Origin of the sequence: Enterobacter sp. ECC-219, from assembly GCF_043966805.1 — a bacterium.
Classification (GTDB): domain Bacteria; phylum Pseudomonadota; class Gammaproteobacteria; order Enterobacterales; family Enterobacteriaceae; genus Enterobacter; species Enterobacter cloacae_N.
The window spans coordinates 1630049-1644561 of sequence record NZ_CP143680.1 but is presented as its reverse complement, the minus strand read 5'-3'; the positions used below and the strand labels follow the sequence as shown (position 1 = coordinate 1644561).

General features: G+C 57.4%; 16 protein-coding genes. 12 read left to right on the top strand and 4 right to left on the bottom strand.

The window, feature by feature from the left end; all coding sequences use genetic code 11:
• Position 1 precedes the first annotated feature (1 nt).
• The 4 genes from V1603_RS07665 to V1603_RS07650 form a co-directional block, all read right to left on the bottom strand.
• Positions 2–1084, bottom strand: coding sequence for an ABC transporter ATP-binding protein (locus V1603_RS07665; protein ID WP_116341737.1), 1083 nt, complete (start codon positions 1082–1084; stop codon positions 2–4).
• Positions 1081–2094: an ABC transporter ATP-binding protein gene (locus tag V1603_RS07660; RefSeq protein WP_116341739.1), complete on the bottom strand. Its 1014-nt coding sequence runs from the start codon at positions 2092–2094 to the stop codon at positions 1081–1083. The genes V1603_RS07665 and V1603_RS07660 overlap by 4 nt, the downstream gene beginning before the upstream one ends.
• Complete coding sequence (locus V1603_RS07655; RefSeq protein ID WP_395313712.1) at positions 2091–2810, bottom strand: FadR/GntR family transcriptional regulator; 720 nt, start codon at positions 2808–2810, stop codon at positions 2091–2093. Before V1603_RS07655 ends, V1603_RS07660 begins: the two co-directional genes overlap by 4 nt.
• Before the next feature lie 365 nt (positions 2811–3175).
• The gene (locus V1603_RS07650; RefSeq protein WP_395313711.1) at positions 3176–5005 is read right to left on the bottom strand and encodes a glycosyl hydrolase family 18 protein; all 1830 of its coding nucleotides are present in this window, start codon (positions 5003–5005) and stop codon (positions 3176–3178) included.
• Between the two features lie 404 nt (positions 5006–5409).
• Between V1603_RS07650 and gspG the strand changes: the two genes are divergently transcribed.
• The 12 genes from gspG to V1603_RS07590 are packed head-to-tail and all read left to right on the top strand — an operon-like array spanning position 5410 to position 14471.
• Entirely contained in the window at positions 5410–5829 is a 420-nt protein-coding gene (gspG, locus tag V1603_RS07645; protein WP_116341745.1) for a type II secretion system major pseudopilin GspG, read from the top strand.
• A 2-nt stretch (positions 5830–5831) separates the two neighbouring features.
• Positions 5832–6296: a lytic transglycosylase domain-containing protein gene (locus V1603_RS07640; RefSeq protein ID WP_166710209.1), complete on the top strand. Its 465-nt coding sequence runs from the start codon at positions 5832–5834 to the stop codon at positions 6294–6296.
• A complete protein-coding gene (locus V1603_RS07635) occupies positions 6293–7462 on the top strand; it encodes a type II secretion system F family protein (RefSeq protein ID WP_116341749.1) in 1170 nt (389 codons plus the stop codon). The genes V1603_RS07640 and V1603_RS07635 overlap by 4 nt, the downstream gene beginning before the upstream one ends.
• On the top strand, positions 7462–9081 hold the full coding sequence (locus V1603_RS07630) for a GspE/PulE family protein (protein ID WP_163330380.1): 1620 nt from the start codon (positions 7462–7464) through the stop codon (positions 9079–9081). Before V1603_RS07635 ends, V1603_RS07630 begins: the two co-directional genes overlap by 1 nt.
• The gene (locus V1603_RS07625; RefSeq protein ID WP_116341753.1) at positions 9065–9781 is read left to right on the top strand and encodes a hypothetical protein; all 717 of its coding nucleotides are present in this window, start codon (positions 9065–9067) and stop codon (positions 9779–9781) included. Before V1603_RS07630 ends, V1603_RS07625 begins: the two co-directional genes overlap by 17 nt.
• Positions 9759–10274 carry a hypothetical protein gene (locus V1603_RS07620; RefSeq protein WP_166710205.1) on the top strand — a complete coding sequence of 172 codons (516 nt, stop codon included), beginning with the start codon at positions 9759–9761 and terminating at the stop codon, positions 10272–10274. The genes V1603_RS07625 and V1603_RS07620 overlap by 23 nt, the downstream gene beginning before the upstream one ends.
• The gene (locus tag V1603_RS07615; protein ID WP_233003104.1) at positions 10258–10776 is read left to right on the top strand and encodes a hypothetical protein; all 519 of its coding nucleotides are present in this window, start codon (positions 10258–10260) and stop codon (positions 10774–10776) included. The genes V1603_RS07620 and V1603_RS07615 overlap by 17 nt, the downstream gene beginning before the upstream one ends.
• Positions 10773–11285: a hypothetical protein gene (locus tag V1603_RS07610; RefSeq protein WP_166710203.1), complete on the top strand. Its 513-nt coding sequence runs from the start codon at positions 10773–10775 to the stop codon at positions 11283–11285. Before V1603_RS07615 ends, V1603_RS07610 begins: the two co-directional genes overlap by 4 nt.
• 2 nt (positions 11286–11287) lie before the next feature.
• A complete protein-coding gene (locus tag V1603_RS07605) occupies positions 11288–13171 on the top strand; it encodes a secretin N-terminal domain-containing protein (RefSeq protein ID WP_166710201.1) in 1884 nt (627 codons plus the stop codon).
• On the top strand, positions 13171–13647 hold the full coding sequence (locus V1603_RS07600; protein WP_061099126.1) for a type II secretion system protein: 477 nt from the start codon (positions 13171–13173) through the stop codon (positions 13645–13647). Before V1603_RS07605 ends, V1603_RS07600 begins: the two co-directional genes overlap by 1 nt.
• A complete protein-coding gene (locus tag V1603_RS07595) occupies positions 13634–13996 on the top strand; it encodes a type II secretion system protein (protein WP_080442026.1) in 363 nt (120 codons plus the stop codon). The genes V1603_RS07600 and V1603_RS07595 overlap by 14 nt, the downstream gene beginning before the upstream one ends.
• A complete protein-coding gene (locus V1603_RS07590; RefSeq protein WP_395313710.1) occupies positions 13983–14471 on the top strand; it encodes a hypothetical protein in 489 nt (162 codons plus the stop codon). Before V1603_RS07595 ends, V1603_RS07590 begins: the two co-directional genes overlap by 14 nt.
• The last annotated feature ends 42 nt before the right edge of the window (positions 14472–14513 follow it).

Here is a 14513-nt window from a genome sequence, read left to right as displayed (position 1 = left end):
ATCATGAGTTCCTTGAAGGAAGGGAGGAGTGAGTAGCCGCGTGTTCAAACAGCGCGCGGCGGCGCAGAAAGGCTGCGGATGGCGGTGCGATCTGGATAACGCTGCGATCGCGATTAATGTCCTGCCAGCGGTGGCAGGCAACCTGACGCCCGCCGTCGAGCACCTGATTAATCGGCTCGACCTGCCGGCATTCATCGGTGACGTACGGGCAGCGGGTGTGGAAGCGACAGCCGGACGGCGGGTTAGCCGGGTTCGGCAGATCCCCCTGCAGCAGCGGCGCGTCGCGTTCCACGCCGGGCTGCATCTGGGGAGCCGAGGCGATCAGCGCCTGCGTGTAAGGGTGCAGCGGTGCGTCAAAGATCTCGTCGACGGTAGCAAGCTCAACGATTTGCCCAAGATACATGACCGCCACGCGGTCGCTCATGTGGCGGATCACCGCCAGACCGTGGGCGACAATCACCATCGTCAGCCCCAGCTGGTGCTTCAGGCTCTCCAGCAGGTTGACCACCTGCGCCTGCACCGACACATCCAGCGCGGAAACCGGCTCGTCGCCCAGCAGCAGCTTTGGCCCCGAGGCCAGCGCGCGCGCAATGCCGATACGCTGGCGCTGCCCGCCGGAAAACTCGTGCGGATAGCGCCCGGCCCAGGCGGCAGGCAGGCCAACGGTCTTGAGGAGCTCCGCGACGCGATACTGACGATCCGCTTTCTTCATGTTCTGGTGCAGCCACAGCGGCTCGCCGACGATCTGCTCCACCGTCATGCGCGGGTTCAGCGAGGCAAAAGGGTCCTGGAAGATAATCTGCAGCTCGCGCCGGAGCTGGTTCAGACGGGCGCCGGAGGCGTCGGTGATATCCTCCCCCTGATAAAACACGCGCCCTTCGCTGGCGGCCAGCAGGCGCAGCAGCAGACGACCGAGGGTGGATTTCCCGGAGCCGGACTCGCCGACAATCGCCAGCGTTTCGCCCGGCATCACGGCAAGCGAAACGCGATCGACCGCCGTGACAAACCGGGCCGGAGAAAAGAGTTTTTTCGGGCCGGGGAAAAGCTTGCTGAGGTCCCGGGCTTCAAGAATGGGCGTGGTCATGCGGTCTCTCCCAGGGCAATGTGGTGTTCGAGCGGCACGCGGAAGCAGGCAACCTGATGGCCCGCGCCGAGCGTAGTGAGCTGCGGTTTTTCATCATGGCAGCGCGACTGCGCAAACGGGCAGCGCGTCGCGAAACGACAGCCTTTCGGCATGGACTCCGGGAGCGGAACCGATCCGGGAATGGTGGAGAGCTGGCCTTTGCGTGCCCCCAGCGAGGGGATCGAGCCCATCAGGCCGATGGTGTACGGGTGCTGCGGGTCGGCAAAGATGGCCTCCACGCTTCCCTGCTCCACCACCTGCCCGGCGTACATCACCGCCACCTGCTGCGCCACTTCTGCCACCACGCCCAAATCGTGGGTGATCATCAGCACCGCCGTGCCGGTTTCTTCTTTAAGGGTGTTCAGCAGAGTCAGGATTTGCGCCTGAATGGTGACGTCCAGCGCGGTGGTCGGTTCATCAGCAATCAGCAGTTTAGGATGGTTGATCAGCGCCATCGCAATCATCACGCGCTGGCGCATGCCGCCGGAAAGCTGGTGCGGATACGCCTTGAGGCGCATCTCCGCCGCCGGGATCTGTACCTTCTCGAGGATCTGCAGCGCGACCTTCATCGCCTCGGCGCGCGAAACGTTCTGGTGCCGCATCACCGCTTCGCTCAGCTGATCCCCCAGGGTAAACGCCGGATTGAGTGAGGTCATCGGCTCCTGGAATATCATCGCCAGCTCGCTGCCGCGCAGGTCGGCATACTCCCGCGGCGAGAGCTTGCGCAGGTCGTGGCGGCGAAACTGCATCTCGCCGCTGACGATCTGCGCGCTGGCGGGCAGTAGCCCCATCAGCGCCAGTGAGGTGATACTTTTTCCGCAGCCGGACTCGCCCACCAGCGCCAGCGTTTCGCCCGCTTTGACCGTCAGGGAAATGCCGTCCAGGACGCTGACCGGCGAGCCGGAAAATTTAACGTTGAGATTATTCAGCCGAAGTACAGGCGCGGAGTCCTTAAACGGGATCGTCGTCATAGCGTGAAGTCGTCCTCAAGATGGATCGCCTGAATCAGGGCGGTTTGCAGGCTGAGCAGGTGTTCGCGCATGGCGGCCGCTGCTTCATTAGGCTGGCGATGGATAATCGCGAACATGATCTTGTGATGGTGGTCGTTGTAGCTGTCGACACGTTCGGGCGTGCGGGCCAATTCACGCAGATGCTGCCAGCCGGGTTCGCGCCGCACGGCATCAATGGCATCAAACAGACCGAGCATCAGGCGATTACCCGCCGCCTCGGCAATGGCGCGGTGAAAGGCGCTATCCCACAGTTCGTTGAGATCGCGGTCATCCGGGCTGACCTTGTCGATGCGTTCCAGCATGCGCTGCATGAGCGCGAGGTTTTCCCTGGTGGCACGCAGTGCCGCAAGCCGGGCTAAGCCGGGTTCGATCTGTATACGAGCTTCCATCACTTCCAGCAGATTGGTCTGCTGAACCAATCCCTGAAGGGCCAGCGGTTCAACCGGGGCAGCCGGACCAATAAAGGTGCCTTTCCCCTGTTTACGCCAGATCCGCCCCTCTTCTTCCAGCACGTCAAGCGCGCGACGCACTTCGCGTCGTCCTACGCCGAGTGTTTCCGACAGCTCACGTTCCGTGGGCAGCGGAATGCCTGGTGTTGACTCATGCTGGTTGATTAGCCCGCGCAGCTGCTCAAGCGCGGTGCTGGAATTGGCCAGAAACCGTGACGGTTTTTCCATATTGGTTCGCTCACTATCATCATTATTTTCTTGTTATGGACGATAAGTTATTGATATGAGGTGCTACTTATCGTGCTAATGATTAAGCAATAAACGAACCAATTTTGTATTGGTTCAAAATAGATTTTGAAAAACGACAGGAAATGAAGGGGTTACAGCAACGTATTGTTACAGATGCAGGCGGGTTCCGAAGACGGCAGAGACCAGAAAAGAACACAAAACGCACAAAAACAGTGCAATTAATGCACCGCAACAGCGCGCATGTTAATTTATTGCACCACAAATGATAATAGTTAGTTAACAAAAAGTAATTAGTAAGTCGCGTTCACGCCTGAAAAAGGCCCCCTTGCGAGGGCCGCGAAAGATTAAGGTACAGGCTGCCAAAGCGTCACAACCGCTGAAGGAGTCCAGTCGGACTGAGACGTATGACCCTGCACGCAGCGATACTGTGTGCCGTTATAGGTAACGATTTCTCCGGTCTTATAGCTCGTACCGACTTTCCACTCGCCTTCCGGCTCAGGCGTCACTGAACCCTCTTTCGTCGTGGCTTTAAGCGGCGCACTTGCAAGAGACTGATGACCTTTGGCATTTTCGGCGATTACCTGGTAGCTGTAAGTCGTTCCCGCACGCAGGCCGCTGTCGGAGATCTGCGTTTCGCTCACGGTAAGCAACTCCGCACCATCGCGCAGTACGCGATATTTCACCGCCTTATCTACCGCATTCCATTTCACCGTCAGGCTGTTTTCCGTCGAAGAAACCAGGGTCAGACCGGTTGGCGCGCCCGGGCGTCCCTCTTCGACCTGGACGGTTTCCACCTCAACCACGTTGCTGCTTTCGGAAATATTGTTCGCTGCATCATGTGCTTTCACGCTGTAGCGATACACCACACCACCGGTTTCAACCGCACTATCGGTCCACTGGGTGTCCGTTGAAGTTCCGACTTTTTTGTCATTACGGTAGATGTCATATCCCACCACGCCATGGTCATCGGTGGAGGGCTGCCAGGCAAGGGTGATCGTCAAGCCATTGTTCAGCACCTTCAGTCCTGTTGGTGCAGTTGGCGCGACGGTGTCTTGCGGGCGTTCGGGCGACATCAGGTCCGCGCGCTCTTTCATTTCATTGAAGTAGTCAACCTGCTGCGACATGGAAAGCTGCTGATCGTTTGAACCTAATGTCCAGATAAAGAAACCGCCATAGCCGTTCTGCGCCTGCCATCCCGCACGATTTACGTTGTTCTGCCGGCTCTCAACAAAGCGGCCTTCTGGCCCCCACTGGGAGTTGATAGTCTGGCCGAGAACGATTTTACTCTTATCACCCACCGCCCGGGCGTAGTTGGCCATCGCCACGTCATATTTAAAGCGCGGGCCAGCGTCATAGGCCATGACGTTGAAGAAATCGAAAACGTTTTTCCCCTGCGTCAGCAGCGGCAGAACTTCGCCGTGGTGTGAAGAGCGAGCCGCCTCAACGAAGGAACAATTCTCGGTTACCGCGCTGTTTGCGCAGTTCTCCGGGTCAGCACCAACGTGATAGGTGGTCAGGCTCAGCAGCTTTTTGCTGCCGGACACATTGAGCTTGCTACGAACCCGTTCAGCCAGATCCAGCAGGTTTGCGTTTTCCTCTGGCGTGACGCGCTCGGGTTTTTCAAAGTCAAAATCGATGCCGTCAAGCTGAACGGTACCCGCCTTCTGGTAGTTCGCCATATTACATTTGCCTTGCCAGTCGGCGCTCAGGCATTCGCCGACCATCTCTTCCGGCTTCAGGTTCTTTTTATACACCGGGAAGTTGGTATTCAGCAGATTCACCAGATTCTGCGCCAGCGTTTCTCGCGTTTGCGCGTTATTCAGATAAGACCACATGGAGGAATAAGTCTCACCGCCGAGCGCCAGCATCATTTTTTTCTCCGGATGCGCCAGCTTCAACTGACTCCACACGACATAGGCTGGCGCATTAATGTACCAGGGATCATATTGTGGTACTGCAACAATATTATCTGAACTGGACAGCTTACCGCTTGCATCCCAGCCACCAAATGAAAGCAGGAACGTATCCGCTTTCACCTCTTTCATATCCTCAACGGACTCAACCGGAACCCCCCAGGAGGTCAGATAGGTGACCGCTCGCGGTGCCTGCGCCGCGAAAGCCGACTGCGCCATTAATGCGCTACCAATTAACAGAGATAATGTAAGTTTTTTCATCAAAGTTCCTTATTGCTTTGTGATGATAGTCCTGTGGATTACCTCTCAAATTGTCTTTTTTTTTAGCGCTGAGATCGTTGGGGATTAAAGAGTGGCGAATCAGGAATCCGTCCGCGTTAAATAAGAAATTTCTTTTGCCAAAAAAAATCGCGTTATTTATATTTATTTGCTCGATGTATATTGAACACCATCAAAAACCTACGATTTCACTCAGAAATATCTCTCGTATTTATAATAAATACCTCAACGACAGCCCGGGAAAATTCTCGCATCCTGTAAGACGCTTCTTTATTTAGTTTTCCCATCTTCACTAATTAAAAAAGATGGCATACCTGTGTGCCCTCTCTTTTTTCAGGGAAAATTCAGAAATTAATCACAACTTATATCCAATAAGGACGCTCTCAATGAAATACGCAACAAACGTGATGCGAAAACAGGGTGGTTTCACCCTGCTTGAATTGCTGGTCGTACTGATGATTATTGCGCTGCTGGCAGGGTTCGTCGGACCTAAGGTCTTCTCCAATGTCGACTCGGCTAAAGAGAAAACCGCTGCCCGACAGATGCGCTCACTTGCGGAGGCGCTAGGGCAATATCGCCTCGACACCGGCAGTTATCCAAGTGAAACGCAAGGGCTGAAAGCACTGACCGAAAAACCGTCCAACGTACAAAACTGGAATGGCCCTTATCTCAGCCAGCATGTGCCGTTAGATCCCTGGGGCAATCCGTACCAGTGGCATAACCCCGCCCGGACAAAAGACGCTATTAATGAAGTTGAAATTACCTCCGGCGGTAAAGACGGTAAGCCTGTCACGTACGGGTTCTGAACATGCTGCGCCTGTCCTTATATTCGCTGTTTATCTTCAGCGTATTTTCATGCCGCGCCGATTGCTGGCAGCTGGCGGGAGAACGTTACGGTATTGAGCCAGAGCTATTACAGGCGATAGCGATAGTGGAATCCAACGGCAACACGCGGGCCATCAACAAAAACCGTGATGGCTCACTGGATGTCGGGCTGATGCAGATCAATAGCATTCACTTCGATGCGCTGCGTAAATTTCGTATTAGTCAAAAAGATCTGCTGACCGACCCTTGCCAAAGTGTCATGACCGGCGCCTGGATCCTGGCAGGTCAAATCCAGCGCTTTGGTTATACCTGGGACGCGGTGGGCGCATATAACGCCGGAACGGCAAATACGCCGCAGCGCCGCGCGCTTCGTCAACAATATATAAAAAAAGTGGCTCCGCATTATGCCCGCCTTAAAAGGCAGAGCCATACACTGTCGCCAAAATGAAACCATATATCGTCACCATCCTTCAGGGGGGGAAGCGCGTCAATCAAACCGTGCTTGCCGCGTCGCCTGATGATGCCAGCGCCCGCATTATTGCCGCCGGCGGCATCGTTTTGCAGGTACAGGAACGTCCTGCCCGCAAGGAGAAACGCTTTCCATTGAATCTGTTCTTGCAGGAGCTTATCGCCCTGCTGGAAGCCGGGCTGGTCGTGGTCGAGGCCGTCGAAGCGCTGCGCGAAAGCAGCCGCGACGGTGGTACCTCGCTGGTTCTGGATACGCTGGTTAAAAAGCTCTATGAAGGAGCACAGCTATCCCAGGCGATGATGGCGCTACCGGCGCTCTTTCCGCCTCTGCTGATTAATACCGTCGCCTCTTCTGAGCAAACCGGACACTTACCCGAAGCGCTAAAGCGTTTTCAGTTTTACGAATCAAGAATGGAAATTCTGCGCAAGCGGATTAAATCAACCCTGCTCTATCCGACGATTGTGATCGCCGCCGGCGGGATAATTCTGTTCTTTCTGCTCGGCTTTATTATTCCGCGTTTTTCCGTGGTGTTTGACGGGATGAAGAACCCGTCCGCCAGCGCACAGCTTATCCTCTGGTGGGGACGTCTGACGCAAACCCATGGTTCACTGCTGCTGGCCGGTTGTGCGGCAGCGGTTGCAGGCATCGTGATGGCGGTGCGTAGCCCGCGCCTGCGCCAGCGTGCGCTCGGTTTGTTGCTGCGCATTCCCGCCTTACGCCAGCAGCATCAGCTTTCTGTGCTGGTGCGTTTCTACCGCACACTGGGCCTGCTGCTGCAGGGCGGCCTCCCCGCGCCTGATGCGTTAATGCTGAGCCGGGAGATCCTGCCCGCCACGCATCGTCAGCAGGTTGAACAGGTTATCCGCGACGTCGCCGCCGGCGAGTCGCTCTCCCGCATGCTGGAAGCCCAGCAGATGACGACTCCTGTCGCCAGCCGTCTGCTGCAGGTCGGCGAGCGCAGCGGCGAACTGCCTGCCATGTGCGAGCGGATCGCCGCTTTTTATGATGAATCGCTGGAACGCGCGATTGAAACCTTTAGCAAAATTTTTGAACCGATTCTGATGATGGTCGTTGGCGGCATCGTTGGGCTCGTCGTGTTTTTACTGTACATGCCCATTTTTGAACTGGCAGGAGGATTGCAATAATGTCTCACTCACCGTCTGTAGACCCCCTTTTCGACCTGCCGGACGAGCAGCGCTGTCAGGCCCTGGCGGAACTGCTGGACAGTTTCCCCGGCGCATTAGAAGAAGCCGCCAGTTCCCTGGGGCTCACGCCGCTCTCACCCACACAGCTCGCCGACAGCGAAGAGGATTTCGAAGCCGTACCGTTGACCGAATCACTCAGCCAGCGGGCATTGCCGCTGCGCGTGAACGGTCAGCTCCACGTTGCGCTGGGCGATCCGTTTTCGCTGGCGCTGCGCCAGTGGGCCTATAACGTGAATGCGTTACCCGCGCTGGCTCCGCTTTCTCAGCTTAATGCCCGGCTTGATGAGCTCGCCAAACAGCAGCGCACGCTCGATCAGCTGGAACAGCAGCAGAGTGAAGAGAATAAAGAGGCCCGGTGGCTGGAGATCACCCCTGCGGCCATTGCCAGTGAACCCCATGCCGTCATTAAGCTGGTTAACGCCACGCTGTTTGATGCCCTGCAAAGCCGGGCCAGCGATATTCACCTTTGCGCCGTAGCGGATGGATTGATGGTGAAGTACCGCATCGATGGCGTCCTGCACAGCATTCGCCACTGCGCCGGGCTTCAGCAGGCGGAACAGGTGATCTCCCGTCTCAAGGTATTGAGTTGCATGGACATTTCCGAACGGCGCACGCCTCAGGACGGACGCTTTAAGGCGTTAATTCTCCAGCGTCCCGTCGATTTTCGCGTGTCCATTATGCCGGGCGTCTACGGCGAGGATGCCGTACTGCGCGTGCTGGATAAATCACACGATCAAAACCTGCGCCTGGAGACGCTCGGCTTTGATGAGCACACGCTGGGTGCCATTCGTCAGTTAACCCATCTGCCCCACGGTATGGTGCTCGTCACCGGACCTACGGGGAGCGGGAAGTCCACCACCCTCTATTCGGCACTCAGCGAACTCAACAGCGGTGAATGCAAAATCATCACCATTGAAGATCCCGTGGAGTACCAGCTCAACAGCGTGCTGCAAATTCCTGTCAACGATAAAAAAGGGCTCACCTTCGCCCGAGGCCTGCGCGCCATTTTGCGTCACGACCCGGACATCATTCTGGTGGGTGAGATCCGCGATGGCGAAACCGCCGGCATTGCCGTGCAGGCGGCGCTCACCGGCCACGTGGTGCTCTCCTCGGTTCACGCCAATGACGTCTTTAGCGTACTGGAACGTTTTTTATATATGCAGGTCGAGCCCGCCAGCCTGATCACCGCCCTTAACGGCGTCGTGGCGCAGCGGCTGGTTCGCCAGATTTGCCCGGACTGTATTGATGACACCACGCCCACGGATGACCTTCTCGCGGCGTGGCAATCCGGCCCGCTACAGCAGCTTACGCCCCGCTGGCGTCGAGGGCGGGGCTGCGATACCTGCCGCGACAGCGGCTTTCGCGGCAGGCTGGCGCTGGCGGAAGTGCTGCATTTCAGTGATGCGATGAAAGAAGCAATGCTGGCGCGCTCGCCCCGGCGCAAGTTAAAGGAGGTGGCGCTGAATGACGGTTTTGTTCCGCTCTCAACCATCGCGCTGCGCGCCGTGGTCGAAGGCAAAACCACCTGGGAGGAGGTGAACCGTGTTATCACTCACTAACACCTGGCAGTGCGACATCTGGCCTCATGCAGTGCGGTTGCGCCGCAACAATGTGGTACTTGCCACGCATGAACGCCAGCCCGATCAGCCTCTGGAGGCCGCGCTCGAAACGCTGCTGCGCCTGCGCCCCGCCGCCTTACCGTGGCGTGACGCGGTGGAATTTCACCTCGATACCGACGATCTGACGTTTTTAATCCAGCCCTGGCATGACGGCGTGACCACACCGCAGGAGCTGCTCCAACTCGCCCGACAACAGGCGGTTCATCGCGCGAGTCCGCCCGTCGACTGGCTGGTGCGCTTCGAGACCCTGAACTGGCAGCAGTCGGCGCTGGCCGCGTGCCTGAAGCAACCTTGCTGGCATCTGCTTGGCGCGCTGGCGCGTCGGGAGCGGCTGCGTTTTCGCGGGGTTGTCACGCCGTTTCAAAAGCTTTTAAGCCACTTCGCCCGCGCCCTGCCGGAAAACGGCCTGTTTGTGGCGATGAGTCCCCACCATAGCCGGATTGCCAGCCGTCAGCATCACAGCTGGCGTGACGTCTGGACACTGACTCTTCCACAGCAGGAGATGGACGCCCAGCTGCGGGTTATCGCCCGGCTAAGCGGAATGCAGGAATGTCCAGGCTACGTCATTCATACCGACGGCGAGCATCACCAGGAAGTCGCGCTACAGGAGAGTCTACATGGCACCGCTGTTTACGCGTAGCACCCCGTGGGCCGCACGCACGCTGCTGTTAACCGGACTCCTCTGTTTACCGCTCGCCAGCGCCGTAGTGTATGGCCTGTTTGAGCACCAGCGCATTGAGCTGGAGACGTCGAAGGTACAGCAGCAGCTCGCCCAACGGCAGCAGGCTCTGCGCCAGCTGCGTGAAGCAGAGCAGCGCCGGTTGCGCATGTCTCAGCAGCTACAGGCCGTCCCACCGGCTATCAAACTGCTGGACAACATCGGCAGCGTGCTAACTCCTGATATTGCGCTACTGAGCATTGACGTCATTGCCAGTAAAGGCGATGCGCGACTGACGGTGAATGCAAGCAATCTTGACGCCCTGCTCGCCTTTAGCGAGCGGCTACAGCAGTTGCCCGCGCATGTGGTGCTGGAGAACCATCGCCAGTCGGCGCAGGGCGATCCCGCCTGGCCGATTAACGCGGTACTCGACGTCAAGGTGACGACGGAGGAGCACCATGCGGCTTCAGAATAAATCCGCCGTGCTGCGCTGGCAGGCGGCGTTGTTTGCCGGACGCATCGGAACGCTTCCGCTCGTGCTCGCCGGGCTTCCCGCTGGGCTGCTGGTGTTATGGCTGGGCGGCGTGCGGCCGCACACCATTCATTTGCAGGAGAACCTTGCCCGGATCCAGACGCAGCTACAAACCTCGCTGCCGCTGGATAAACAGCAGCCGGAACTCCAGAACCGCATCAGCCTCGGAGAATATCAGCAGGTCAGGCTCATTTTTGAGCAGCTCAGGAGCCGGGGAATGAAGGTGGACGCCAGCCGCTACCAGCTGGAAAACGACGACGGTAAAACCGCGCTACGGCTGGATATTCCGCTGCGCGGTGAATATCTGCCGCTGGTGGACGCGCTGGAAACGCTGAGCCGCACCCTGCCGTTACGCATTGAGCAGCTAAGCCTGCGGCGCGCCGGGCCATCGGAAAGCCAGCTCAGCGCCACCGTGCAGCTTCGTCTGTTGAAGGAGTCGCCATGAAACTGCCGCGCTATTTACAGCTCGCACTGGTGCTGACAGCCGGTGCTGTGTTCTGGAGCCAGTTTGCCGATGAAGAGATATCGCAAGCGCCGCCTGAGGTGCAGCCGGTCTCACGCCCGCGCCCCGCGCCGGCAAAGCCTGAGACGGCTCACCCAACGCGCGTCGATCTCTTTTCAACCCCACACAGCAGGGCGCAAGACGCGGCAGAAGAGCAGCCGGACAGCGATCGGCCTGAAGAGGCAATACCGACCGCACCGCCGCTACCGTTCCAGCTTCTCGGCGCCTGGTGGGAAAACCGTCAGAGGATCGTTGTGCTGACGGATGGCAAAGAGACCTGGCCGGTCTGCGAGCACTGCAGAGCGGACGGCAGGATCTGGATCGGTAGCTCGCCGGTCAACAACTGGATTTTAAAAGCGGTGGCGAACGACCACCTCCTGTTTGAATGGCAGCCCACCCATACCCAGCAGCGGCTGGAACTGGATGAACTGCAATCGGAACCGACACATTAATCATGAAAAAAACAATTGCTCTCACTTTTTTGTTGTCATGCGCGCTACTGAGCGGCTGTGCACAACGTGCGGCGCCTCCGGCCCGGGAATCGGTGACCGCCTCGCCACAGGTACTGGTTAAGCGGCTGAAGGAAATAGACCAACAGCGCATCGCCAGTCCGCAGGATATTGCGCTTCGCGCCGAGCAGGCTGATATCAGCAAAAAGCTGGTAAATGACTACCTGAAAAATGCCGATCTCGCGGTGCGTCAGAATAACTACACCCTGGCGACGCAAATGTGGCGCGATGCGCTTACCTATGAGCCCGGCAACCTGCGCGCCCTGCAGGGGCTACGTAAACTCGATGCCCGTCGGGCGCTGGACACGTTGTATAAGGAGGCGGTGGCTAACAGCACCCGCGACCCGGCACGCGCGCTGCACAAAATCCAGCAGGTGCTGGAAGAGGACCCTAACTGGCCACAGGCGCGCGCCCTGCGCGATCATCTGATGCGTGAGGTTTCACGGATCAACCAGCCGGAGCAGCGTCTGAACCGGGAGCTGCAAAAAACGATTGCGCTTAATTTTCGCGAGCACAGCCTGATGGCCATCTTTAACACCATCAGCCAGATGACCGGGGTCAATATCATCTTCGACAAAGATATTTCTTCCAGCACCACCGGCAGCCTTATCGCCAAACGCACCACTGCGGAAGATGCCATCAACGTGCTGCTGTTGTCGAATAACCTGCGGAAAAAAGTGCTGAACAGCAATACGTTGCTGATCTACCCCGCTACCGCGCAAAAAGAGAAGATCTATCGTGACGTGGTCGTCAAAACCATCTTCCTGGGCTACGCGAAAGCGAAAGATGTCAATGTCGCCCTGCGCAACATGGTCAAGCTGAAGGATGTGCACGTTGATGAGCGAACCAACTCCGTCACCCTGCGCGGGCCAAAAGAGAGCGTGGAAAAAGCGGAGCGCCTGTTAGTGACGCTCGACCGGCCTGAAGCGGAGGTCACGCTGGCCGTTGAGGTGCTGGAGGTGAATACCAACGATCTTGAAGCGCTTGGCGTGAAGCTGCCGCAAACCATCAGCGCGGGTTTTGCCAAAAGTAAAGACGGTGATTTAAAGGGAAGTGGGATCCCGCTGGGCGACCTGAGCGCCAAAAATATCATGGTCGATGTCGACAATATGACCATTGACATGAAAAAGGTGTTGAGCAACGCCAGAGTGCTGGCAAACCCGCGGATCCGGGTGAAAAACAATAAAAAAGCATTGGTCGATATTGGTCAAACTATCCCGGTACTGACCACAACCGTCAACGACGGTATTTCGCAACAGAAAGTGGATTATCAGGATGTCGGCCTGAAGCTGGAAGTCACTCCGGAAGTCAGTATGGATGACAATATCTCAATGGAGGTGAAGTTCACGCTCAGTGCCCTGGGTGCCGAGGAACCCGGCGAGAACGGCGCAAAGTATTACCGCACCACGAAACGCGAAGCCAATACCACGCTCAGCAGTATGAACGGCGAGACCCAGATGCTGGCAGGGCTGATCAAGCAGGATGAAACCACGACCCAAAAAGGAACGCCATTATTAAGTGACATCCCAGGGCTGGGCCGCCTGTTTAGCAGCAATTCCGACAATAAAGAGCGCACGGAGGTCGTGCTGTTAATTACGCCGACCATCGAACGCAACCTCGATTTACCGGGAAGCCACGTCAGTACCATTGAGATGGGTAGCGACGATTTAACGGGCGACAGCATCCAGCTGCGCGACCTGCAGCGCGACGAGCCTGGCAGCGGGTTTACCGCACCGGCGCTTGCGCCGCCCGCTCATTTCCCTGACCGCGCGGCAACCCTGCCGCCACCGATCCTCGATGAGTCTGAAACGGAAAACGGAGCATCGTAATGCAGCGCCAGCGCGGTTTTACCTTGATTGAGATGATCGTCACGCTGGCGCTACTCGCCACGCTTGCCGCTGCCGCAGCGCCGCTGATGCGTAACTATCACCAGCGGCAGCAGGAGACGCAGCTACGCGAGTCGCTTCGCACGCTGCGCGATGCCATTGACCGTTATCACCAGGCAAGCGTGGACGGCATCATTGAGAAAAAAACCAGCGAATCCGGATACCCGCCGTCGCTAAAAAGCCTGGTGGAAGGCGTGCGGGATAAGACGTCGCCCACTGGCGCGATGATCTACTTTCTGCGCCATATTCCGCGCGATCCGATGTGCGATTGCGAGGGAAAAAATGATGAAGAGACCTGGCGGTTACGCGCATCCACACAGCCACCCGGCGATTTCAGCGGCGGAGGGAAAGATGTGTTTGATGTCAGCAGCACCAGTACGGCCAGCGGTTTGAATGGAGTGCCCTATGCGCAATGGTGAAAAAGGTTTTACGCTCATCGAGCTGCTGGTGGTGATGGCAATCATCGCGACATTGATGACCCTTGTCGCCCCACGATTTTTCCAGCACGCGGACAGAGCCAAAGAGGTGGTGCGCGAGCATAACCTGCATGCGCTGCGCAGCGCGATCGATCACTACCGCCGCGATCGCCTGGCGGGGCCATACAGCCTGGAGGATCTGATCGAGGCCGGTTATCTGCGCCAGATGCCGCTGGATCCGATCACCAACCGCCGCGATATCTGGGAAGCGAAGACCGATGACGAAGGGCAAATTATTGACGTCGAGACGCCACCTAAACCCGGGCAGGATCATCCCGATGCGTTCGATTAAACAACAGGGAGGCTTTACCTATCTTTTGCTGCTGATTGCGCTCTCCACGCTGGCGTTGTCGCTGCTGAAAAGCCGCGACGAGGTGCAGATGCGTTATCAGGCGCAGCAGGAGGCTGAGCTTTTATTTCGCGGCGATCAAATCCGCGCAGCGATACAAGCCTACCGCGGCAACGGTGATGGCTGTTTTCCCGTGCGTTTTGAACAGCTACTTATTGATAAACGCGGGCGAAAACCGCTTTATCACCTGCGCCAGCACTTCGCCGACCCGCTAACCGGGAGTAAAAACTGGGGAATGATCCTCGACCCTCAGGGGCGATGGATTGGCGTGCGCAGTCTCGGAAAAGGTACACCACGGAAAAAAACCGGCTTTCGTCACGATCCAAAACAGTTTGCCAAAGCCAAAACGTATTACGACTGGAAATTTCAGGTAGAGAGCGATCCGCAGGCCCCGCTGCCTGCGGCCTGTGGTCGCTAATGGAATAATACGGTGTTAGACACAATATCATAAAAATATATC